22 protein-coding genes are annotated in these 21,874 nt (G+C 56.3%); 15 read left to right on the forward strand and 7 right to left on the reverse strand.

Features of this window, described 5'->3' with window-relative positions; translation table 11 throughout:
• Positions 1-30: 30 nt before the first annotated feature.
• From YH63_RS01950 to YH63_RS01965, 4 genes are read right to left on the reverse strand one after another with little or no spacing between them, the layout of a single operon-like run.
• Positions 31-810 carry an SDR family oxidoreductase gene (locus tag YH63_RS01950; RefSeq protein WP_046829068.1) on the reverse strand — a complete coding sequence of 260 codons (780 nt, stop codon included), beginning with the start codon at positions 808-810 and terminating at the stop codon, positions 31-33.
• Positions 811-838: 28 nt separating this feature from the next.
• A complete protein-coding gene (locus YH63_RS01955) occupies positions 839-2,647 on the reverse strand; it encodes an acyl-CoA dehydrogenase C-terminal domain-containing protein (protein WP_046829067.1) in 1,809 nt (602 codons plus the stop codon).
• Positions 2,648-2,652: 5 nt separating this feature from the next.
• Complete coding sequence (locus YH63_RS01960) at positions 2,653-3,444, reverse strand: crotonase/enoyl-CoA hydratase family protein (protein ID WP_046829066.1); 792 nt, start codon at positions 3,442-3,444, stop codon at positions 2,653-2,655.
• Between the two features lie 34 nt (positions 3,445-3,478).
• A complete protein-coding gene (locus YH63_RS01965) occupies positions 3,479-5,353 on the reverse strand; it encodes an AMP-binding protein (RefSeq protein WP_433995109.1) in 1,875 nt (624 codons plus the stop codon).
• Positions 5,354-5,618: 265 nt separating this feature from the next.
• Here YH63_RS01965 and YH63_RS01970 point away from each other — a divergent pair, with 265 nt between their 5' ends.
• A complete protein-coding gene (locus YH63_RS01970; protein ID WP_246657997.1) occupies positions 5,619-6,164 on the forward strand; it encodes a TetR/AcrR family transcriptional regulator in 546 nt (181 codons plus the stop codon).
• 165 nt (positions 6,165-6,329) lie between these two features.
• On the opposite strand, the gene YH63_RS01975 is transcribed toward YH63_RS01970, so the two are convergent.
• Positions 6,330-7,397 (reverse strand): tripartite tricarboxylate transporter substrate binding protein, encoded by a 1,068-nt coding sequence (locus YH63_RS01975; protein ID WP_246657998.1) that lies wholly within the window; start codon positions 7,395-7,397, stop codon positions 6,330-6,332.
• Between the two features lie 46 nt (positions 7,398-7,443).
• On the reverse strand, positions 7,444-8,256 hold the full coding sequence (locus tag YH63_RS01980; RefSeq protein WP_046829064.1) for an IclR family transcriptional regulator domain-containing protein: 813 nt from the start codon (positions 8,254-8,256) through the stop codon (positions 7,444-7,446).
• A gap of 28 nt (positions 8,257-8,284) precedes the next feature.
• Between YH63_RS01980 and YH63_RS01985 the strand changes: the two genes are divergently transcribed.
• From YH63_RS01985 to terL, 5 genes are all read left to right on the forward strand, one after another.
• On the forward strand, positions 8,285-9,232 hold the full coding sequence (locus tag YH63_RS01985) for a sulfurtransferase (RefSeq protein WP_052753875.1): 948 nt from the start codon (positions 8,285-8,287) through the stop codon (positions 9,230-9,232).
• A gap of 19 nt (positions 9,233-9,251) precedes the next feature.
• Positions 9,252-10,997: an FAD-dependent monooxygenase gene (locus tag YH63_RS01990; protein WP_083992662.1), complete on the forward strand. Its 1,746-nt coding sequence runs from the start codon at positions 9,252-9,254 to the stop codon at positions 10,995-10,997.
• Positions 10,998-11,507: 510 nt separating this feature from the next.
• The gene (locus YH63_RS01995; RefSeq protein WP_246657999.1) at positions 11,508-12,830 is read left to right on the forward strand and encodes a site-specific DNA-methyltransferase; all 1,323 of its coding nucleotides are present in this window, start codon (positions 11,508-11,510) and stop codon (positions 12,828-12,830) included.
• Complete coding sequence (locus YH63_RS02000) at positions 12,830-13,258, forward strand: DUF5681 domain-containing protein (protein ID WP_046829060.1); 429 nt, start codon at positions 12,830-12,832, stop codon at positions 13,256-13,258. The genes YH63_RS01995 and YH63_RS02000 overlap by 1 nt, the downstream gene beginning before the upstream one ends.
• Entirely contained in the window at positions 13,255-14,652 is a 1,398-nt protein-coding gene (gene terL / locus YH63_RS02005; RefSeq protein ID WP_046829059.1) for a phage terminase large subunit, read from the forward strand. The genes YH63_RS02000 and terL overlap by 4 nt, the downstream gene beginning before the upstream one ends.
• A 149-nt stretch (positions 14,653-14,801) precedes the next feature.
• Here terL and YH63_RS02010 read toward each other — a convergent pair whose 3' ends face one another.
• The gene (locus YH63_RS02010) at positions 14,802-15,371 is read right to left on the reverse strand and encodes a hypothetical protein (RefSeq protein ID WP_046829058.1); all 570 of its coding nucleotides are present in this window, start codon (positions 15,369-15,371) and stop codon (positions 14,802-14,804) included.
• Positions 15,372-15,586: 215 nt separating this feature from the next.
• Between YH63_RS02010 and YH63_RS02015 the strand changes: the two genes are divergently transcribed.
• From YH63_RS02015 to YH63_RS21985, 9 genes are all read left to right on the forward strand, one after another.
• Positions 15,587-15,862: a helix-turn-helix domain-containing protein gene (locus YH63_RS02015; protein ID WP_046829057.1), complete on the forward strand. Its 276-nt coding sequence runs from the start codon at positions 15,587-15,589 to the stop codon at positions 15,860-15,862.
• Positions 15,863-16,007: 145 nt separating this feature from the next.
• Positions 16,008-16,229, forward strand: coding sequence for a hypothetical protein (locus YH63_RS02020; RefSeq protein ID WP_046829056.1), 222 nt, complete (start codon positions 16,008-16,010; stop codon positions 16,227-16,229).
• 97 nt (positions 16,230-16,326) lie between these two features.
• Entirely contained in the window at positions 16,327-16,683 is a 357-nt protein-coding gene (locus YH63_RS02025; protein ID WP_046829055.1) for a DUF3489 domain-containing protein, read from the forward strand.
• Entirely contained in the window at positions 16,680-17,168 is a 489-nt protein-coding gene (locus tag YH63_RS02030) for a DUF2924 domain-containing protein (RefSeq protein WP_046829054.1), read from the forward strand. The genes YH63_RS02025 and YH63_RS02030 overlap by 4 nt, the downstream gene beginning before the upstream one ends.
• Positions 17,158-18,693, forward strand: a complete 1,536-nt coding sequence (locus tag YH63_RS02035) for a recombinase family protein (RefSeq protein WP_046829053.1) — start codon at positions 17,158-17,160, stop codon at positions 18,691-18,693. The genes YH63_RS02030 and YH63_RS02035 overlap by 11 nt, the downstream gene beginning before the upstream one ends.
• A 514-nt stretch (positions 18,694-19,207) precedes the next feature.
• On the forward strand, positions 19,208-19,447 hold the full coding sequence (locus YH63_RS21555; RefSeq protein ID WP_046829051.1) for a multiubiquitin domain-containing protein: 240 nt from the start codon (positions 19,208-19,210) through the stop codon (positions 19,445-19,447).
• Positions 19,448-19,449: 2 nt separating this feature from the next.
• Positions 19,450-19,878, forward strand: a complete 429-nt coding sequence (locus YH63_RS02045; protein ID WP_046829050.1) for an E2/UBC family protein — start codon at positions 19,450-19,452, stop codon at positions 19,876-19,878.
• Complete coding sequence (locus YH63_RS02050) at positions 19,875-21,329, forward strand: HesA/MoeB/ThiF family protein (protein ID WP_046829049.1); 1,455 nt, start codon at positions 19,875-19,877, stop codon at positions 21,327-21,329. The genes YH63_RS02045 and YH63_RS02050 overlap by 4 nt, the downstream gene beginning before the upstream one ends.
• Positions 21,330-21,549: 220 nt before the next feature.
• A complete protein-coding gene (locus YH63_RS21985; RefSeq protein ID WP_433995110.1) occupies positions 21,550-21,789 on the forward strand; it encodes a DUF6527 family protein in 240 nt (79 codons plus the stop codon).
• The last annotated feature ends 85 nt before the right edge of the window (positions 21,790-21,874 follow it).

Consider the following 21,874-nt stretch of genomic DNA (forward strand, 5'->3'; position numbering starts at 1 on the left):
TTGATGAAAATTGACGGCGTGAGGACACCCTCAAACCGCGGTTAAGCCGCCGTCGACAGCTAAGATCTGACCGGTGATGTGTTTTCCGGCATCGCTTGCAAACAGAAGCGCGGCGCCCTTGAGATCTTCATCATCGCCAATACGGCGCAAAGGCACGCCTTCGGTGAGCTTCTCAACGCCTAGGGCCTTAATGGTACCGTGCGTCATCTTGGACGGGAAAAATCCGGGAGCCAACGCGTTGACGGTGATGCCGTACTTGCCCCATTCGCCCGCGAGACCGCGGGTAAAGTTTACTACCGCGCCCTTGCTGGTGTTGTAGGCGATCGTCCCGGTAGGACCACGATTACCGCGGAGACCCGCAATGGATGCGAGATTGATCACGCGTCCGTACTTGTTCGGAATCATCGACTTCTTTGCGATGGCCTGCGAGAGCACGAACAGCGAGCGGATGTTAAGATTCATGACCTTATCCCACGCATCAACGGGATGATCTTCGGCAGGGGCGCCCCAGGATGCGCCTGCGTTGTTGACAAGGATGTCGACCTTGCCAAGCTTGGCGATCGCCTCGTCGGTAAGTCGTGCAATATCTTGATCTTTTGAGTTATCGGCAGCGATCCACTCGACCTTCGCGCCTCTGTCTTTAAGATGCTTGGCAGCGGTCTCAAGGTCTTCGGCTTTGCGCGACGAAATCACGAGGCGCGCGCCTTGGTCGGCCAGTGCTTCAGCGATCTGCAAACCAAGGCCACGCGAAGCGCCGGTCACCAACGCTGTCTTTCCGGTCAGGTCGAAAGCTTTCATAGCTGAGTTCATCGGTTGTTCCTTTCGATTTTCAGATTGTTCAAAGTGCAGCAGCGGCGAGGTCCATGAGCCCTCGCGAGCCTAGAGCTGCCCGTTCTAGAAAAGTTGAAGTCATGGGAAGTTCGCGCTCCATCCAGTAGCGCGCGAGCACAAGCTTGCGCTCAAGAAACTCCCTATCTGCACGGTTGGCCTTGAGAAGATCGTGCGCAACGCGTGCGGCTCGGGCCCACATCAACCCAATGGAGACGACGCCGAATATGTTCAGGACGTCGTACGACGCGGCCGCAATGTCGTATGTCGAACCACTGTTCGCGCGTACCCATTCAACTGCAGCTTCAAGGTCTTTTGCTGCTTTTCGAAGCGCGTCCGATAGATCGTCCAGCCCTACTTCCTCGCAGCTTTCGATAGCTACCGTGATTTCGGACGCAAAGGCCTCGTAGGCCCGGCTGCCATCTGCCCCCAGCTTGCGCGCGACGAGGTCGTGCGCCTGGACGCCGTTCGCACCTTCGTAAATCTGGTAAATGCGGGAGTCGCGGACAAACTGCTCAACGCCGTTATCCCGGATGTACCCATGGCCGCCATAAATCTGCACGGCAGCGTTAGTGCCGTCAAAAGCCCGATCGCTAAAATAGGCCTTGATGATCGGTGTCAAAAGCTGCGCAAGATCGCCTGCTCGACGTCGCTGATCTGGTTCTGAGGCGTTGCGTTGCTTCTCAATGAGAAGCGAGACCCATGATCCAAATGCCCTCGCACCCTCGTTGAACGCACGCTGCTTGATGAGCAAACGCCGAACATCGGGATAGGATATGATCGCATGAGGCTGGTTTGAGCCTTTCGCGGGCTTTCCGGCTATACGCTCTTGCGCATATTGCGCCGAGTTCTGATAGGCCGCCTCCGAAACACCGAGCGCCGAGATGCCGGTTCCGAGGCGGGCGCGGTTCATCATCAAAAACATGCCGCTCATGCCAGCCGCTGAGCTCGTCTTGCTTTCGGACTGGCTACCAAGCCGATGTGCTACCGCGTCTTCAAAATTGAGAACGCAGGTGGCGTTTCCCCTAATGCCCATTTTCTTCTCAACCGCGCCGACGGAAACGCCGTTACGGTGAGAGAGCCGCCCGCTATTCGGATCGATGTTCTGTTTTGATACCAGGAAGAAATTTACCGACGACAGATCGTCGACGAACTTGCCCTCGGCATTCGGCAGCTTTGCAAGGACCAAGTGCACAATGTTGTCGGAAAGATCGTGATCCCCTCCGGATATGAAGATCTTCGTGCCAGTGATCTTGTAACTGCCGTCGGGCTGCTCGATCGCCTTGGTTTTCATCAACCGAAGATCGGTTCCGCAGTGGGGCTCGGTCAGGCACATGGTTCCCGTCCAAACACCGTCCACCATCTTCGGTATGATGTGCTCTAGCATCCAGGGCGCGCCCGTCACTTCAAGAGTCGACAGCGCGGCATTTGTGAGTCCGGAATACAAGGCAAGCGCTGCATTTGAACCGACAGCGATTTCGCCCGCGGCCATTCCGATCAAACCGGGCAACCCCGCCCCGCCAAATCGTTCAGGCGAAGCGAGCTTGTTCCATCCCGCTTCGCAGTATTGTTTGTAAGCCTCGGCAAACCCTTTCGGCGTCCGCACAGCCCCGTTTTCCAGGCGACACCCCTCCTCGTCGCCGCTTTGGTTTAGGGGTTGCCATTTATCTTCACAGAACTGGGCAATGCCTTCCAAAACGGGACGGGTCAGATCGTTCGTGAGCTCGGAAAAACCGGCCAGATCCTTGAGGTCCTGCACGCGTAGGAGATCGTGCAGAACGAACAAGTAATCTTCGACAGGCGCTTTATAGATTGGCATTGCGCTTAGCGTCCCTTGAACACGGCCTTGCGGCGCTCGACGAAGGATTGAATGCCCTCCTTCATGTCCTCGCTGCTCATCACGCGATCGCGAATGTGCGGGATGATGTCGATTGAAGCTCTCTCGCCCGACTCAATGAACTTGAGTGCCGCCTGCTTGGTGATCTGAATGCCGATCGGCGCGTTCTTCGCAATTATCTGCGCGATCTCCATTGCCCTTTCGATCTGCTTTCCAGCCGGGACGACTTCCTGCACCAGACCAATCTTGAGAGCGCGATCAGCCTTGAACTCGTCGCACAGGAAAAGATGGTACATCGCATCACCCCAGCCCATCCGCGTAAGGTAGCGGAAATGGGCGCCGCCGAGCGGCGCGATGCCGCGCTTCGATTCCATCTGGCAGAAACGGGAGTTGTCGGCGGCAATAACGATGTCGCCAGCCAGCGAGATCTCAATGCCGATCGTGAAGACAATGCCCTGAACGGCAGTGACAATCGGCTTCCGGCAGCGGCTCTTCAATCCGAAGGGATCGATGTTGCCATCCGGCAGGGGCTTTACCGTCGCCTTGGGTCCGAAAAACTTCGGCATATCCAAACCGGCCGTGAAGTCATCGCCATTTGCGCAGAGCAATCCGACCCATAGGTTTTCATCGCGGTCCAGAAGCGTCATAGCGTCGGACAGTTCGCGCATCATTTCGGGGCTGAACGCGTTCTTCTTTGCCGCGTTATCGATGACGATCTTTAAAACGTTGCCGTGCGTTTCGTGATAAACGCGACCGACTTTTTCTTCATTCTCAGCCATGGAGAGCTCCTTAGTCCCGCTGTTGCGGTGTGGGTTAGAGAGGAATGGTGATGACGGTTGAATCCGGCGGATCGGCATAGAGACGCTGAACGTCGCGTGCACGACGACCGAGGCCAACCCGCTGATTGATGTAGCCTTTGTCGGTTATTTCATTTCCGTCGATGGACGGCGGCTCCAAAAGCAACACGACCCGTCGAATGGTTCGACTTCCCGCGTTTCCAGCGGCAGCGTTATGGGCCTTAAAGCTCGCCTTCAAAGCTTCGCTGATTGCCGGACTTGAGATGAGTGCGCTCGTTGACGCCGAGTTGTCGCCTACAAAAGCGCGACACGCTTCGATATTGAGCCAGGCCAAAAGCCCGACATAATCGCGATCCTGGCCCGTGACGATCGCGTCCTGAATAAATGGGCTCGCGCAGGCAATCGCGTCTACCCTCAATGCACCAACTTGTACGAATGTGCTTGAGAGCAATTTGAAGTCTTCGACCACACGGCCAGCGAACAGCAATCCCTCGTTGACATCATCCGGATCGAGGAATTCGACCATGTCGCCGATTTTGTAAAATCCCTCTTCATCGAAGGCGGCCGCGGTCAATTCGGGTTGATTGAAATAGCCGGGCGTGACGGAAACACTGCGTATTCTGATCTCGAACTTTCCGCCCCCTAGCGGGAGAAGCTTGATCTCGGTGCCTGCGCATGGCAGGCCGATCAACCCGACACGTTCGGTGAACCAGTGTGTCGTAGTCGCGGCTGGAGCAACTTCCGTCGCTCCGTAGGTCGAGACAAATACAATGCGCTGACCGATTGTTTCCACTGCCAGCTTTTGAAATCTATCGAAGATGTCGTCAGGCAGGCGCGCCCCGCCGTATGCCAATGTGTAGAGATTCTTGAAAAAATTCTTGCGCAGCGGTTCATCATGTTCGAGTGCGGTTGCGAGCGCGATGTATCCCGCGGGAGCGTTTGAATAGGTAATAGGTGAGATTTCACGTAGGTTTCGAAGTGTCTTCTCAAACTGTCCGGGCACAGGTTTGCCGTCGTCGATGTAGAGGCTCGCGCCTCTTGCAAGGACGAGGTTGAAGACGGCGTTTCCGCCCATAACGTGATTCCAGGGGAGCCAATCGAGATAGCTCGCCTGGTCGGGAGGTAGATCTATTTCACGCGCCTGCATGAGCATTGCAGCGTTGGCGCACATCATGCGATGCGTTAACTCGACCGCCTTCGGCATGCCGGTCGAACCGGAAGTGAACAATAGCTTTGCAGTCGCGTCCGGATCAATCTGTTCGATGGCCTTTGCAACCTTGGCCGTCGGCACGGCTTTGACGAGATCCTCGTACCTATGAGCTGAACCGGTCGCCCTTCCCTTTACGACGATGAGGTCTATGTCGGCGAGGTCCACGGCTGATAGAGCTTTGGCATATTGATCGGCGTCTTGGGCAAACACGGCTCCCGGCTTGAGAAGGCCGAAGATGTACTTGAGCTTTCCGTGGTCCGAGCTCTGCAACGAGTAAGCGGTGGAGATCGGTGCGACGGGAATTCCGGCCTGCATTGCCGCCATAGCAACGACGGCGTGCTCAATCGAGTTACCACTGAGGATAACGAGTGGGCCCCGAGCCACATTCGGCAGGGCAAACAAGGCCTCAGTGACGGAATCCACAATGCGTTTCCCCGCAGCGTACGTGAGGGTCTGCCACTGGTCGGACGCGTCCCGTTGGGCCAGCCAGATCTGATCTGGACGTTCCGTTGCCCATTTTGAGAGGAATTCCGGCAGGTGCCGGGCGTAGCGATCGAGCGCGACACGCGATTTCAAATAGATCACGCCGCCAGCGTCGCGATTCATCTCGATATCCCGAGCCATCCAAGACACTGGCCGGAATGGCACGCGCGACAACTGTTGCCGGATCTGCGAATTCAACGACAGTTCCTCCCAGAATGGCCGCTTTCGGCTCTTTTTGGCTATGTCGGCACGAGCTTTTGCGCTGCTCGCAGGTCCAACATTCATTTGGAAATTCAATGGAAATCGCTGCAAACCACGCGTACTGTGCCTCGCAACAATGTGCATGAGGACTATCATGCACAAATCAACATGATGACTATCATGCAGATCGTCAAGCACTAATTTGAAGGGTTATCCCGTGGGGCATTCGCAAGCAGACAAGGCTCGGAACAGAGAGCGGATTTTGGAGGTAGCAGCCACGCAATTGCGCGAGGCAGGCCTCGACGGCGTGAGCATCAGCGACCTTATGAAGGCCGTCGATCTTACGCATGGAGGTTTCTATGGGCATTTCCCGTCAAGGGATGACTTGGTTGCAGCAGCTCTCGACAAGGCGTTGACCGATGGTGAGGCTTCAGCCGTTAAGTCCGGCTCGACCAGAGGTAAGCGAACGTTAAAGTCGGTCGCGAACAGCTATCTTAGCAAGATTCACCGAGACAACCCGAGCGCTGGGTGCGCAGTATCCGCGCTGGCGGGCGACGTCGCGCGATCGAATATTCAGAATCGCGAGATCATGAGTAAGCACCTAGAGAAGTACTTCGATAACATCACTGGTGTGGTCGGCGACGAGTGTCCGCGCGACTTGGCGATCTCTCTAATGTGCATGATGGTCGGCGCCGTTACCCTATCCCGCGTTATGACTGATCCGGGTCGCTCGGATGGAGTGCTGCAAGCCGCGCGGAATGCCATGTTGCAACTTGGCCAGCCGGAAAATCCTTCTTCGACCGAATAATTTCTCACCGCCGGCCCGAGTACTACGCGGTTGTATCCGCGACATCCGGCGCTGACTCATAGGTACCAATTCTGAGCAGGTATGTATTGAAGCGGCCGCGCTCGCTGTTCGGATCCGCTTCGCATACGCGCAGGACCCATTCGATTTTAAATCACTAAAGGGTGGCTAATTGCCAACCGCCTTCGAAGACTCAACGATCTTACCCCATTTTGTAATTTCGTCGTTCACATAAGCTTTGAATGGAGTGCCAGTTAGATGCCCGGGTTCGACGCCAAGCTTTCTAAATGCTTGAGCCATATCCTCGGATGCCATGATCTTCTTCATCGCTCGCTCGAGCTCTGTCCGAGCTTCGCCTGAAAGACCAGCCGGCGCATAAAGACCAAACCAGGCGGATGCGGAATAGCCCGGAAGGTTGCCGGCCTCAGCAATCGTGGGCGTATTGGGCAGAGACGAGACGCGCTCGCCGTTCGTCACAGCAAGGATTCTCAGTTTTCCGGCTTCTGCGTTCGCCAGAACAGTCGGCAGGGAATCGAACATCACCTGGATATGTCCGCCAATCAAATTAGCCATCGCTGGTGCCGCGCCCGGATAAGGCACGTGCATCATGTCGACTCCAGCCATCGACTTGAACAGTTCGCCGGCCAGATGATTTGCGCTCCCGACCCCCGGCGACCCAAAATTCAAGGTGCCCGGCTTCGCCTTCGCATACTTGATAAGATCTGCGACCGAATAAACTGGCAAGTCGGGATTGACGACCAATGCATTCGGTACAAGCGCGACGAGTGCTATCTCTGTGAAATCTTTCTTCGTGTCATACGGCAAGCTTTTTTGCAGAGTTGGATTGATGACGTGGTGCGTCGAGCCTAGCAAAATGTGTGAACCGTCCGGCGCGGCGCGTGCCACGAACTGCGTACCCACCGTTGCGCTGGCGCCGGGCCGATTTTGAATCACAACTGTGACGTCGAGCTCTTTGCCGAGGCGAGCACCCAACTCTCGCGCAAGAACATCGGTGGTGCCTCCGGCCGGAAATGGCACGGTAAGTTGTATTTGATTGACCGGATAGGACAGAGCGGACGTGGCGTAAACGATTCCGAAAGTGACACCGATCGTCGCAAGTATGCGAGTAACTCTCATGACTTTCTCCCTGTCGAAGCGATGCGCCCCGTTTTTACTACCTTGTTTAAAGTTCGCCAGAAGAACAAAATGACCGCTTAGTGAAATCGTAGATATCATCTGCAAGCTCTGCAAGCTGTGGTCAGCTATGCCTGCGTCGAGTGATCTATGAATGCGTGAGCGACTTGCTCGGTCGAGCGCGTTTTGTATCTTGAACCGGAGCAGACATGCGCAATCGTGATGCCGAGTGCCATAACCTTGGAAGAAATTGCTCAACTGCAGTTTTGTGTGTGAACTCGCCAGAGGCCAAACTCACATTAATAGCGGCAATCACAGCACCGTTCATGTCGCGCACGGGCACGGCAAGCCCGCAGATCGAATCGTCGAACTCTCGCTCGCCCCAAGCGTATCCTTGCTTGCGCACCTTGAGTATCTCGGCCTTCAACTTCGCTCGATCGGTGATGGTGACACTCGTCAACTTGCGCATCTTTACCTTGCGGAGAAATTGATCGAGTTCATCATCCGAGAGTCCCGAAAGAAGGACTCGTCCCATTGATACTGCGTAAGCAGGGATCAAGCTTCCGAGAGAAGGACTGACCGGAAGAATGCGCTTGGCGTGTTGCCGCTGCAAATAGACGATATCTTCGCCATCTAGCACCGAAAGAGCACAAGATTGTTTGCTGACAGCGCTAAGCTCTTCCAGTGCGACCTGCGCTTCGCGCCAGTAAGGCAGCGTGGACAGATATGAAAGGCTCAGACGAAGTACGCGGGGTGTAAGCCAGTACTGCTTTCCATCGCTGCGGACGATTTCGAGATCAATCAACGTTAGCAGAAAACGTCTTACCGCTGTGCGCGGGAGCTTTGTTGCGTCTGCTAAATCGGCAAGCGAATGGCGTCCTGGAGCTTGGCCCAAAACTTCAATGACCATCAGCCCTCGCGCGAGAGAGCGTACGAAAGCCTCACTCTCCGATGTTGCCATTTGAACAAGCCTTGACAGTTAGGGTCTGATGACTTTTATTTTAACCGGTAAGCGGACGATTATGACCGCTAAGCGGTTACAAGTCAACTTCGTCGAGGATGGGCCGGAGGAAGCGATGAAAGCTAAAGTGGAAACAGCGGAGTTATCCGCAAATGTCGCACAGGCCGAAGAACTGATTGCTCATCCGTCCACTGACCGGCTTTTCATCGATCTGCGGCTTGGTGATCCGGAAGAGGAACTGACGAGCTTTCGTACCTGTCATATTTTCGGGGCAGTCCACGCCCAGATACGCGAGGTGTTCGCGGCTCCGCCGACCCCAACCACAGGCAATCTGCCACTTCCGTCGATAGCGAGCTTGCAGCGATACCTTGATGATTGGGGTGTTGGCCAGGAAACCGAGATCATTGTGTATGGTCCGACGCCTGCGCTCGCAGCACGTGGCTGGTGGGTGCTGAAGTGGGCGGGCTTCCAGAAAGTGCGCCTGCTCGATGGCGGACTCACTGCCTGGATGGCGGCTGGAGGAGCCGTTGCGCAGGGTGACGAGATTGCGCGTGGTCCGGCATCGAAGCCCGTCCCCCTTAGCGCAGGTCATATGCCGACAATCGAGGCGGAGGAAGTCGAGCGCCTCAATGGTGACGTGACATTGATCGATGCACGCGATGAAGCATCCTATTTGGCCGGATGCATTCCCCGCGCCCAAAATCTGCCCGCATCAGATCAGTGGACTCCCGCTCGAAAGCTCCGCCCTCTACCTGAGATCCGCCAACTTTATGCGGGCGTGGATGTGAGGCCGAACAAAGACAACGTTGTTGTTGTCTATTGTGGCGGTGGCGTCTTGTCCGCACTGGAGGTGCTGACGATGGCAGCCGCGACTGGGGCAGTGCAACGGCTATACGTTGGCTCTTGGTCTGAGTGGAACAAGAGTTCTCATCGCCTTGCACAAAGCGCTGAATACAATCAACAGCTCACCCGATGATTAAACTTTAAGGTGTTGCATGAACGTGATCGCCCGACCCGTATCGAACACCGACGTTGACGTCATCATTTGTGGCGGCGGCCCAGTCGGTCTCGCGTTGGCTTATCTCTTGGGGCGGTGGGGTCTCCGTACAACCCTCTTCGAGAAGCGCGCGAGCACGACAATTTTGCCCAAAGGGCAGTATGTGCATGCGCAGACTGCTGAACTTTACCGGCAGTGGGGTGTATGGAGTCTTCTTGAAAAGCGTGGGTGGCCAATCGAGAAGTCAAATGGCCAGGGCGTTTACGTCAACGTGTCGCGCGGTCCTGTCGCCCAGGTGCGTGCGACAACTGGCAAGGAAGCCGATTACGCCAAGAAGTGGGAACGTCTGACCCCTGTCTATCCGCGTAAGATCCCCGCTTCAGATTATGAAGCGGCGCTGTGTCAGCAAGCCCGCCAATGGCCGTCCGCCGAGATTCACTTTAGCACACGCGTCGTTGATGTTCGGCCAAGTGACACGCACGTCACTGTACGCGTTCGAAATGAAAACACGGGTGCCGAGCGTGAGGTCCGCGGGCGCTATCTGGTGGCATGCGATGGCGCGCATAGTTTCGTGCGGAATCGTGTGGGTCAGGGCGAAGACCATGGACCGGCTTTTCTCAATCAAGTGCTTGTAGAATTCAATGCGTCGCTCGACGATACGCTGGGCCGGGATGGGTTCTTCCATTCTTTCGTGATCGACCCACGTTACGCAGGCTGGTTCGGCAGCAAACATCCCGACACCGGCGTCTGGCGCTACAGCTTTCGTCACGATGAAGATAGCGTGCCGGATCATGAAACGATTTTTGCGCGCATTCGCGGCGCGCTCGGCATGGATATTCCGATCGAGATTCTGCAAATCTTCCGATTCGACTACACCACCGGCTTGCTCCGTCGCTGGCGGGAAGGAAATGTGTTCTTCGCCGGTGACGCCGCGCATTGGCACTCGCCGTGGGGTGGGTATGGGGCCAATTCCGGTGTGCAGGATTCCAACAATCTTTCCTGGAAACTGGCAATGGTGTTGAAGGGGATCGCCTCAGACAGTCTGCTTGATACTTACGAAATTGAACGCAAGGCAAAGGCATGGCAGGTCGTCAAGGCCGCGACTTATAACTCTCTTCATTTCCAAAGCATCGTGCAGTCGGTCGTTGTGGGCGAACCAAAACTAGCTACGGAAGGAGAGCTGAGCGAGGTCGGTCGGCAGTTCTTGCAGCAACGATTCGATCCTCATGGCGACAATACGGTCTTGCATACAGGGTTCCAGCTGGGGACGGTATACGATTCTCACGCAGTGATCCGCGACGGTGCTGTAGCTCCGGTATCCGACCTGAAAAACTATGAGGAAACAACGGTGCCAGGCGTGCGTGCGCCGCACGTCTGGCTTCGCGACAAAAAGGGACAGCGTCTATCAATCGTTGACCTTTGGGGAACCTCGTTTAGGCTTGTCATCTCCGGCGACAGCCAAATTTGGCGACAAACCGTCAGCGCGTTCCACGCCGAGACCGGCATACCCCTTACACTTATCGACGTAAGCCCAGAAGGCGATTACGAGCCGTTGGATGTAAAGTTTGAGAAGCTTTACACCAAAAATGGCGTTGTCCTGGTGCGACCCGATGGCTTTGTTATGCGTCGTTTCACCAGCTCTCCAGCAGCCGATCTCAACCTTCTTCAGGAGACGTTTCGCAATAGTTTTGGGTCATTAGGGCTGAGAAACTCTAGCGTTGAGAAGTACGCTCTGACAACCTGAACCCAGAGGACGAGAAGGTTACTCTCGTGACGCAGCATCACCTAGGGTGGCAACAACTAGCTTGCCACGCACTTGTCTCAAAGGATCATTCAATTTCCTCTTCACCATACAACTGGATAGCTTTTGCAGTTTCCTTATCAGTCGCTGACCGAATCTGCTCTAGCCCAATGGCCACAGTTTCGCGGCAGGACGTTCCATAACCGCTCATTCCGCGAATCTCGGGGAAAGCGCTTTACCGCGACTAACGTCGTCGCTGATTAGGCTTGATTCTGGAAATTTTTCACGATAATGAAAAATTGTCCTCAAGCGAGTCATTGGACAGGGTAGTGGCTCGCTCCTGCATCATCTGATGCGGTCAGACGCTAGGTGAGATCACTCCTCCATTGGTTAGTGGTCCTAGCTATATCCTGTTTAGTGCTCCCAGTGAGCGCACCTCTCAACGCTTTCACCAGCAACGGCTGGCGCGTGGCTGCGACTTGTCGCAGACGCCGCTTCAGCATGGAGACGGTTATGCTCAATGTCCAATGGGTGCCTATTGGCACGCTTAAACAAAATCCTCGCAACGTTCGCACTCACAAAAAGAACCAGATCAAGCAGATCGCCGACAGCATTCGGACGTTTGGATGGACCTTTCCGATTCTGACCGACGAGATGCGAATGATCGTCGCCGGAACCGGCCGCTACCTCGCATCCACAGAACTCCGGCTGCGCGAGGTTCCTATCATCATTAAAGCGGGCCTCACCGAGACCCAGAAACGAGCGCTCGCGCTTGCCGACAATAAGATCGCGGCCAATGCCGGCTGGGATCACTTGGGCTTAGCCGCCGAGTTGGGAGAGCTTGCTACCCTTCTTCCTGAATGCAACCTCGACCTGCGGATCACGGGCTTTGAAGCGCCGGAGATCGACAACCTCATGGGCGCCTTTAGCGATTCTGAGCAAGACCCGGTGGACGAGATCTCTCGGCCGGCGGATATCGCGATAACGCGACGAGGCGACCTTTGGACGCTGGGCCGTCATCAGCTTTATTGCGGTGATTCCGGCGATCCAGTTGACGTGCGAACACTCATGAGGCGCCAGATGGCGCACATGGTCTTTGCGGACCCCCCTTACAACGTGCCGGTTCGTTCAATACAGGGTCGCGGCAAAATTAAGCACCGGGAATTTTCATCGGCGTCGGGCGAAATGTCGCCAAAGCAATTCACGAGCTTTCTCGCCAAATGGATGAGGCTTGCCGTCGAGTTCTCCGAGGACGGCTCCATTCATTTCTGCTGCATGGACTGGCGGCACATGTCCGAGGTCCTTGCAGCGAGCGAGGAGACTTATAGCGAACTAAAAAACCTTATCGTTTGGGCTAAATCCAACGCTGGACAAGGCAGCTTCTATCGGTCCCAGCATGAACTAATCTTCGTCTTCAAGAACGGCGATAGATCTCACCAGAATAATATTGAGCTTGGAAAGCATGGCCGATCTCGCTCCAATGTCTGGCAGTACGCTGGCGTAAATACCTTCCGCAAAGACCGACTCGCAGAACTGACGGTCCACCCGACCGTCAAGCCGGTCGCCCTCGTGGCGGATGCGATGCGTGATTGCTCGCGGCGTAACGATATCATTTACGATCCATTTATGGGCTCAGGCACAACAATTCTCGCAGCCGAGAAAGTTGGTCGCCGTGCCTATGGGATCGAAATCGATCCACTCTACGTGGACGTAGCGATCCGGCGTTGGCAAGAGTTCACCAAACGCGACGCGATCCTAGAGGCTACCGGCCAGACCTTCGACGAGGTCGCCGCGAAGCAATCCGCCTCCCCCGCCCTCAAGCGCGTGAGGACATAATGGAATCGGATTCGAAAGAGAAACGCCCCGCCCGAAAGGTGCGGCGGAGGACGAGCGACGACGACGTCGGCTACGGAAAGCCTCCCAAAGCGCACCAGTTCAAGCCGGGACAGAGCGGCAATCCGAAGGGCCGCAAAAGGGGCGTCAAGAATCACGCGACGATCGTTAAAGAACTAATGCAACGTACAGTTCCCGTCCCCATGCGCGGAAAGATGCGGAAGATCAGCCTTCGCGAGGCCATCTACCTCCGCATCGCTGACGACAGCCTGAAGGGGAATATCAAAAGCGCTGCTTTCCTCTTCAATCGTGACCAGATGATCGAAATGGGTAACGACGACATTCGCGAAGGTCTAGGCGATGACGATAAGGCAGTACTTGAGGCCTATCTCGCAGAATTCCGATCAAAGTCTTCGGGAGATAAATCATGACAAAGCAAGATCAAGGTGTCGTTTATGCCCTGCTCCGTTCCGACTTCGAAAGCTTTCTGCATCGCTGCTTTCGCATGCTCAATCCTGGCGCGGCCTACTTGCCAAATTGGCACATTAAAGCAATCGCACGCCAACTTGAACGCATTCAGAACGGAGAGACCAACCGCCTAATCATCAATATGCCGCCGCGATATCTAAAGTCGCTAACGGTCTCGGTGATCCTGCCGGCGTTCTTGCTCGGACATAATCCTCGAATGAAGATCTTTGGTGTGAGCTACAGCAACGACCTTTCGGCCAAGCATGCTGCTGACTTTAGGGCGATTGTTCGGTCGGATTGGTACCGAAAAGTATTTCCGAGCATGCAGGTCGCTCGCGTCGCCGATTCCGACGTCTTCACGACGAAGCGCGGGTTCCGCCGATCAACCTCTGTTTCGGCAACGCTGACAGGCCTTGGCGGCGATATGATCATTCTAGATGATCCGCAAAAGCCTGTGGACGCACAGTCGGACACCCTGCGTAATTCCCTGAATCAGTGGTTTACTAACACACTCCTCTCGCGGCTCGATAACAAAGCGACGGGCGTCATTATTCTGGTCATGCAGCGAGTTCATCTTCACGACCTGACCGGCTTTCTGGTCGATAATTCCAGTGATTGGACCGTGCTGAGCCTGCCAGCCATTGCCGAGATCGACGAGAGGGTCGAGATTGGCGAAGGTGAGTACCACGCGCGCCGAGTTGGCGAAGCTCTTCATCCCCGGTACGAGACCATCTCAACACTGGAAAAACTTCGCACCCAAATGGGTTCGGCCATCTTCAGCGCTCAGTACCAGCAATCTCCCGTTCCGGACGGCGGCGCAATGATCAAGCGTGAATGGTTACGCTACTATGATCGGCTGCCGGAGCGGGGTTATCGTACCAAGTTGATCCATAGCTGGGACACTGCGGCAAAGGTGGGAACTCAGAATGACTGGTCGGTCTGCACAACCTGGCTTCTGGTCGACAATTTCTTCTACCTGATAGACGTCATACGAGGCCGCTATGAATACCCTCAGCTCCGCGCAATGGCTATCACGCTAGCGCAGAGAGACCAACCGCTTAAGGTCCTAATCGAAGATACATCGACGGGTGTCGCTTTGGCGCAAGAACTTCGCCAGAGCGGCATCTATACGGTTAAGCCTGTACCCGTCGAGCGAGATAAGCTAGGTCGGCTGTTCGTGCATCAGGCCAAGTTTGAAGGGGGCTTGGTGCTGTTTCCGCGGAAAGCGCCCTTTCTGGCACAGCTCGAAACCGAGCTTTTGACTTTCCCGCAAGGAAAGCACGACGATCAAGTCGATAGCCTCAGCCAGGCCCTGTCATACAAGGGGGGATTCGACACGACCTATTCCTGGGCGTGACGGAGTTTAATTTGTGCCAATTTCAATGCACTGTTAAACGCTGCGCTATGCAAGTTTGCGCGTGATACCATACTGAGGCTAAATCCAAGGTGAGCAAGTCAATGCGACATCGCCTCCTTGGCTTAACCGTGGAGTGTGGTTGTGGGCGGTTAGAGCTTGCGGATCGATGAGAAGCGCATTGTGAAGACCGGGCTCTTCATCGATCCTCCCAAGGTCACGCTCTGCTCTTTCACGCAATCGAGGTCCGATGGAAAAAACCCTCCAGAAAACCGGACGGTGTCACCTCTTTTCATCACGGCCAGAGATTTGAAAATGTCCGTATCAGGATCGATCAGAGTTTTATCAAATAAATCCGATAGGTCGTTGTTCCAGGTTGAGACGTGCAAGCCTGACGCAAGTTCGAGCGTAATCACACCTCGACCATCGCCATTGGTGGATAGATAGGAAATCTTTGCTATCCATCCACCTGCGTGATGCCCCTGAAGGGCGCTACAGATCGCCTGCTGCCTGGCATTGCGAATTCCACCTGCGGCCAATTCATTCCCGGCCGACGTGAATTGGGATCGTGCCTGCGTAATGGCCGCTATGAAGCGAGCCTGATCGGATGGAGGGGGCACACTCGGGGCCGGCGGAGCCGCACTTCGGCCGCCGCCGACAAGAGTTCCGACAACGACAGCTCCAAGTGCGCAGCCCAAGGCCGCCTTGATCGCAATGTTCATGGGACTACTCCCGATTAGTGTTCGATGTGCCCTTCCGCCGCATCGTGAACCGCTCGGCGTGGGTGGATCAGCACATCGCTTCCTATGAGAGCAAAGTCCACAACACCTCGGCTGTCGGTGTCACTATCATCACCGTCGGTTAATAAAATCCTATTTTGGGATAATCCGTTTCTGGGATCAAATTACTTGCCGCCGATTCACGGCCCTGGCGGCGCATGCAGAAGACCCTCAAATCCGCGGATTATGCCCGCCTGATCCACCTGCTAGTCGCAGTGCGGAAAGCTGCGGATGTTCGGCAGCAGGCGCTGGCCAAGAAGCTGGGCAAACCGCAGTCCTTTGTCGCCAAGTATGAAAACGGGGAGCGCCGCCTCGACCTCATCGAGTTTGTGGCCATCGCTCGCGCGCTTGGCGCCGATCCCGTGAAGCTGTTTAAGGACTACGTCGCGGCAAAGGGCTCGCCGAAAGCCGCCTCAAAGCGTCCGACCAAATAATCCGCTGATGCGCGAGCCCAGAGCCCTTTTTGGGCGGATCATTTCGTGATCGTGGTCAACCGATAAGAGCCACAAGATTGCTGCGTTTCCGCTCGACTTCGCCAGCGCATGGAGCGTCACTGTCGCCGCAATCGGAGGCAAAATGATGGACCGCAAAATCACGGAACAGGCAATTGGTCTGATCCTCGTCGAGATTGGTGCTCGCCTTGGCGAGGCAGCACGGATTGCCAAGGCTGCCGAGGCGTGTGCGCTGGCCGGCAGCGTCAGTGAAGGCGTGAGAGTCTCGATGGATCTCGAACAGATTTTCTATGAGACCGGCCGTTTGCAGGATGCGGCTTCGCTGCTCAACCGGCTGTCGAGCGACTAAGGATCTCTTCCGCCCAATGGATTCTCTGCCCGTCTGGAACGACGGGCTTGCGGCAGTGGCAGCACAGGATGCTGTCGTTCCCGCAGGGAGAACCGAAATGGCCACCAGCAATCGAAAGCGCCCTCGAAAGACCGGGCGTAAATCCACACCGGCAGCAAAGCGACCGACAAAATCCGCTGTGAAGGTTCTGCCGTCCGACGCGTCGAAGAAATTAGCACCACTGAAGACGCCAGAGGTCGCCGCATCCAAACAGGACAAGGTCCTTAAGATGTTGCGCGCGCCCTCCGGCACCACCATTGCCGCCATCATGAAGGCAACCGCCTGGCAGGAACATTCGGTGCGAGGGTTCTTTGCAGGTACTGTGCGCAAGAAGCTCAAGCTGAATTTGACCTCGGTCAAAACCGATGGCCAGCGCGTATACCGCGTCGTCGCGAAGGCGATCCCCGCGAAATGACCCAAGCCCCCTCCTCCATGAAGCCAGCCGATCCGGCGGTAGAAGCCGAACTGGATCGGCTGGCGACGGCTCCCATCGTCGAACTGCGCAAACGTTACCGGGAGGTGCTTCGAACGGATCCGCCAAAGGCTTTCGGTCCGGATCTGCTCCGTCGCAGCATCGCCCATCGGATTCAGGAAAAGGCTTATGGCGGACTGTCCGGTCCGACAAAGCGGCTGCTCGACCAGCTTGTGAAAGCCATGGCGGCCAAACCCAACGGGCGACTGGAACTGCCGCGCCGGATTAAGCCCGGCTCGGAGCTGGTGCGGACATGGAAGGGAAAGACCTACCGCGTCGTGGTTCGTCCGGACGGCTTTGCCTATGAGGGTAAAACCTATGCGGGCTTGTCGGAGATTGCGTCCCTGATTGCCGGTAGCAACTGGAATGGACCGCGGTTCTTCGGGCTACGGTCGAAGCCCGAAAAGGCTGAAGACCATGGCAAGTAACGCGCCTAAAACCCTGCGCTGCGCCATTTACACCCGCAAATCGACTGAGCACGGCCTTGAGCTGGAATTCAATTCGCTCGATGCCCAGCGCGAGGCCTGCGAGTCTTACATCAAGAGCCAGGCGTCGTTGGGTTGGAAGGCGCTGCCACAGCTCTATGACGATCCAGCGTTCTCAGGCGGCAATCTCGAACGTCCTGCGCTCCAGCGACTTCTGAAGGATATCGACGCCGGCAAGGTCGATGTGGTCGTCGTCTACAAGATCGATCGCCTCACCCGTTCGCTGGCGGACTTTGCCAAGCTGGTCGAGGCGTTTGATGCCAGATCAATCTCGTTCGTCGCCGTGACCCAGCAATTCAACACCACCACCTCGATGGGCCGGCTGACCCTCAACGTCCTGCTATCCTTTGCTCAGTTCGAACGCGAGCTATCCTCCGAGCGCGTCCGGGACAAGGTCGCTGCCTCGCGCCGAAAGGGGAAGTGGACCGGCGGCACGGTGCCGCTCGGTTATGAGGCTCGAGACAAGAAGCTCGTCATCAATCCCGCGGAAGCAGAAACCGTCCGCATCATCTTCCGACGCTATGTCGAGCTACAATCCTTTGGCCGCCTTGTTACCGATCTCGACAAGCGCGGCATCGTCACCAAGCGGCGGAATACCAAGGTCAAGAAGTTCAATGGCGGTATTCCGTTCACCTACGGTCCCCTCGCCCACTTCCTGAAAAACCGAATCTACCTTGGCGAGACCGGCCACGGCGGCAAATGGTATCCGGGCGAACACAAACCAATTGTTGACCGAAAGACATTCGACAAGGTGCAAGAATTGCTAGCTGCAGGTGTCAACAAACGCAGAGTCAAACGATCCGACAGCGGCGCGCTGCTCATCGGAAAACTGTTCGACGATCGCGGCAACGCAATGAGCCCGAGCTTTTCGTCAAAGAACGGCGCCCGCTATCGCTTCTATGTTAGCTCGGCAATTCTGCGCGGTCGCAAAACCGCAGCCGGATCGGTCGCACGGGTTTCGGCGACCGACATCGAACAAACGCTGATCAATGCCCTGCGCCAACGGCTGAAGATTGATCAAGCTGTGTTGGATGCGGATATTATCGGCGCTTACGTCGCACGTGCAGAATTGAGCAGCCGCGCCGTCAAAATCAACACTACGCCGGCAGCAAAAATTCGATCGAACAAGCTCTCGATCCCTTGGCAGGTGCGCAAACCAAGTTCCGCGTCGGTCGTTGAGGCCAACGACGAACGCCAGCCTGATGCAAAACTTGTTCAAGCGATTGTTAGAGCCCATGCATGGCTGCGTGATCTACAGAATATGAAATTTGACACAGCCGAGGCGCTAGCGGCCTCGGTCAAGCTGCATCCTAAGTTAGTAAGGCAAGAACTGCGTTATGCGTTTTTGGCGCCAGCCATAAAAGAGGCAATTTTAACAGGCGATCAGCCATCGGCCCTTTCGCTCGCACGGATTCCGAAGAACTTGCCGCTGGCATGGTCGAAACAGTGCCGCACCCTTGGTTTCTGAAGGCTCGAAATCACAAGTCCAGTTGGAAACCTGTAAGTCCGCTCCTGCGCCAAAAGCTGGCCTTACCGCGTCGATCGCGCAATGTGGGACTTGGCGGCCGGAATCTGCCGGCCTGCTTCGCAGTTCGACGGGGGAAAGCGGCCGTCAGATCCGAGCCTTGGTGGCGGTTGGTCAAATGCGGCTGTGTGGCGCGACCGGAACCGCCGGCAAAGTTCATGCATACTCGGATTGCGGCGTCACCCCGAAGGACCAAGGTTGTGATGCAGCATTGGAAAGTCGTTCCAAATGGATATGCACCAGATCCAAGCTCCGCATGAGGATGATCCACCGGCTTGGATGCTCTTCTCCTGCCGATTCGGATGCCGGTTTGGGCTCGATGACGGCCCTGCATTTGTTCACGATCTGTTCAAGCGTGTTCTTTTGGCCTATACTTGGTTCTCGATTCGCAAGTTCGGGGCGATCACCGCACCTCATACTGCAGCTAATGCTCTCGATGGGAACAAGAGAAAGAATCATGGCTAGGCAATTTCAATTCAAGATCGAAGACGAGACCTATCACTGGGACGAGCAGTTCATCACTGGCGCACAGGTGCGGCAGGTTGGACCAGGCATCCCCGAGGGCATGGACCTGTACGTTAAGATCCGCAATCTCCCCGGCCGTCCAGTTGCTGACAACGAGAAGATCGACCTCGCAGAGCCGGGCATCGAGAAGTTCTATGCGCAGGATGCCAGCTCCGAGGCGGGCAACTCCTAACGATGGCGCTCCTCTTTGATGAAGACTACCAGATACTTAAAGATGCGGGTCTGACGTTTACCGAGGACGAGGCATCACGCTTTTTTATATTCCGCGATTTTCCACTGCCCGAAGGCATCTACACCGCGAACGGGCAGGTGCGAGCGACCATCGATGTGCTCTACATCATTCCGCCCGACTACAACACATCGGGCGGTGACATGTTCTGGGTTCATCCGCAGCTCGCACGTGCCGACAGCAAGCCAATTCCAAACGTCGGCACGGCAGGCCCGAACCAAGATTCGCGTACTCATGCTGGCATCGAGTACACACGCTGGTCTCGCCACTGGAACCAGCCCAGCGTCACATGGAAGCCAAAGGTCGACAATATTCGAACCATCGTTGACCGCATTATGTGGGCGTTCACCTATCCGGATGCGAAGCGCCCATGAGCGGACATCGGATCACACTGCTTGGCACGCAGCACGATCGTCTGCGTATATGGCTCGACGATCATCCGGAAGGTCATGAGCGCGGAGCGATCATCCTGTTCCGCCGCTTCGAGCGCAACCATGCGGGCCTTCGGCCGTCAATCAGATTCGTCTGTGTCGACATCATTGAGATGCAAGACGACTGGATACTTGACAGCTCGCCCGTGCACCTGCGGATCAACCTTCGCAAGATGCAGGACATCTACTTTCGCTGCGAGCAGGACGGCCACGAACTCGGCTTCGTGCACAATCACCCCGGCGGTTTCCTTGAGTTCTCGGAAAAGGATGAGGACAACGAGCGGCGCATCTTGAAGGGATATGCCGGCTGTAACGGTAAGTCTGTTGCACTTGTTTCGCTCCTCTGGGCGGAGGAACGATGGCGCGCTCGCATACGGCGGGGCGCCGCACCGCAGCAGACAGAAGCTGTGCGGCACGTGGCGGTGCTTGGCATCAACCTGGACATGCATATCAACGGTGAGGAGAGCGCACCTTCCGAGGTCCTCAAGCGTCAGGCGGCGGCTTTTGGCGTACCGTTCAATCGCAAACTCCAGTCGCTGCGTGTGGCCGTTGTTGGTGTAGGCGGCACCGGCTCCTCGGTGGCGACGCTATTGGCCCGCGCCGGCGTAGGCGAGCTCGTTCTGATCGACGGCGACGTGCTTGAGGGTACCAATCTCAATCGCGTGCGCGGCTATCGCACCCAAGATGTGAAGCGAAATAAGGCCGAGGTGTTGACCGCCTACCTTCAGTCCCTGGAGTTGCCTGGCGTTACCGTGTCGGCCATTGGCAAGTATCTGGACAAGTCGCCGGATGCCATCGACGCGATCTCTGGCGCTGACGCAATCTTCGGATGCACGGACGATGTTGCAGGGCGTGATCTCCTCAATCAGGCCACCTACTACTATGCCTTGGCATTCATCGACGTCGGTCTCACCGGCAAGATCGACACCGGCGCCGACGGAGAGCCGTATCTTCGAGACCATCGCGGGCGCATCAGCCGCATCCTTCCGGAGGACGGCAAATGCCTACGCTGCCAGAAGGTAGTGACCCAACAGAAGCTCGACTATGAGCGCGAACTGAGAACGCGCCCCGAGCTTGCGGAACTCGACAAGGAAACGCTCAAGCAGGAATACTATCTGGTCGGCGGTGGGGAGCGAGCGCCAGGAGTCGGACCGTTTACGAGCGCGTCAGCGGACACTGCAGTTGCTACGCTGATGGACCTCATCCGACCGTTTCGCAAAATCCCAAGCGACCTGCTGAAGGACAATATCTGGTACGACTTCGTCCACATGGTCATCCATAGCAACGCGTACCCAGATGATCCCGGCTGTTTCTGCTGCGGTCCTACAGGACTCAAGCTCAAGCGTGAACGCGGATACCGGCTCGACATGCCGGCGCTCGGGAAGATCACCTAACATCATGTTTAAGTGGCTCGCAGATAGATTTCGTGCGTTTCTAGATAGCCTCTCGCGGCAGGAAGCTCCCGTTGAGCGTGTGCCTGAAGTCAAGAAGGAACCGCCGCCGCCACCTGTCTATTTCGAAAGCTGTGAGGTGGTTGCGAAGACGCCTGCGAATGCGTCCATCGGCGACCGGCAACTCATCAGCGTCGTCTATCAGGACAAGCCCCGCTGGACGATGTTCCGTTGCCCGTGTGGCTGTGGCGATATGATCTCTTTGCCCATGCAGCCGCCACACAACCCACGATGGCGCCTATCATTGAGCGCAGCTGGCCGCGCGACGCTTTCACCCTCGGTGTGGCGCAATAAGGGCTGCATGAGCCACTTCTGGATCAGGGACGGCCGCGTGTACTGGACGCGAGATACAGGAACGGAACCCTGGCTGGCTCGACCAGATAGGTATTCCAAGCGAGCATAGATTGTTCGGCCACGCGCGGATGCCATGCAGATCGCGACGTCCGATATAAACGCAACCGTTGCCGGTGCGCCTTTTTGGATAGAGT

This window comes from Afipia massiliensis (assembly GCF_001006325.2).
Classification (GTDB): Bacteria; Pseudomonadota; Alphaproteobacteria; order Rhizobiales; family Xanthobacteraceae; genus Afipia; species Afipia massiliensis_A.

Coding starts and splice junctions, on each gene's coding strand:
- YH63_RS21555 (WP_046829051.1), top strand. CDS start 19,208: ATGGCTAGGCAATTTCAATTCAAGATCGAAGACGAGACCTATCACTGG.
- YH63_RS02010 (WP_046829058.1), bottom strand. CDS start 15,371: ATGAACATTGCGATCAAGGCGGCCTTGGGCTGCGCACTTGGAGCTGTC.
- YH63_RS02025 (WP_046829055.1), top strand. CDS start 16,327: ATGGCCACCAGCAATCGAAAGCGCCCTCGAAAGACCGGGCGTAAATCC.
- YH63_RS01995 (WP_246657999.1), top strand. CDS start 11,508: ATGCTCAATGTCCAATGGGTGCCTATTGGCACGCTTAAACAAAATCCT.
- YH63_RS02015 (WP_046829057.1), top strand. CDS start 15,587: ATGCAGAAGACCCTCAAATCCGCGGATTATGCCCGCCTGATCCACCTG.
- YH63_RS02000 (WP_046829060.1), top strand. CDS start 12,830: ATGGAATCGGATTCGAAAGAGAAACGCCCCGCCCGAAAGGTGCGGCGG.
- YH63_RS01975 (WP_246657998.1), bottom strand. CDS start 7,397: ATGATATCTACGATTTCACTAAGCGGTCATTTTGTTCTTCTGGCGAAC.
- YH63_RS02045 (WP_046829050.1), top strand. CDS start 19,450: ATGGCGCTCCTCTTTGATGAAGACTACCAGATACTTAAAGATGCGGGT.
- YH63_RS02030 (WP_046829054.1), top strand. CDS start 16,680: ATGACCCAAGCCCCCTCCTCCATGAAGCCAGCCGATCCGGCGGTAGAA.
- YH63_RS01990 (WP_083992662.1), top strand. CDS start 9,252: ATGAACGTGATCGCCCGACCCGTATCGAACACCGACGTTGACGTCATC.
- YH63_RS02035 (WP_046829053.1), top strand. CDS start 17,158: ATGGCAAGTAACGCGCCTAAAACCCTGCGCTGCGCCATTTACACCCGC.
- YH63_RS01960 (WP_046829066.1), bottom strand. CDS start 3,444: ATGGCTGAGAATGAAGAAAAAGTCGGTCGCGTTTATCACGAAACGCAC.
- terL (WP_046829059.1), top strand. CDS start 13,255: ATGACAAAGCAAGATCAAGGTGTCGTTTATGCCCTGCTCCGTTCCGAC.
- YH63_RS01950 (WP_046829068.1), bottom strand. CDS start 810: ATGAACTCAGCTATGAAAGCTTTCGACCTGACCGGAAAGACAGCGTTG.
- YH63_RS01985 (WP_052753875.1), top strand. CDS start 8,285: ATGACTTTTATTTTAACCGGTAAGCGGACGATTATGACCGCTAAGCGG.
- YH63_RS21985 (WP_433995110.1), top strand. CDS start 21,550: ATGTTCCGTTGCCCGTGTGGCTGTGGCGATATGATCTCTTTGCCCATG.
- YH63_RS02020 (WP_046829056.1), top strand. CDS start 16,008: ATGGACCGCAAAATCACGGAACAGGCAATTGGTCTGATCCTCGTCGAG.
- YH63_RS01980 (WP_046829064.1), bottom strand. CDS start 8,256: ATGGCAACATCGGAGAGTGAGGCTTTCGTACGCTCTCTCGCGCGAGGG.
- YH63_RS02050 (WP_046829049.1), top strand. CDS start 19,875: ATGAGCGGACATCGGATCACACTGCTTGGCACGCAGCACGATCGTCTG.
- YH63_RS01955 (WP_046829067.1), bottom strand. CDS start 2,647: ATGCCAATCTATAAAGCGCCTGTCGAAGATTACTTGTTCGTTCTGCAC.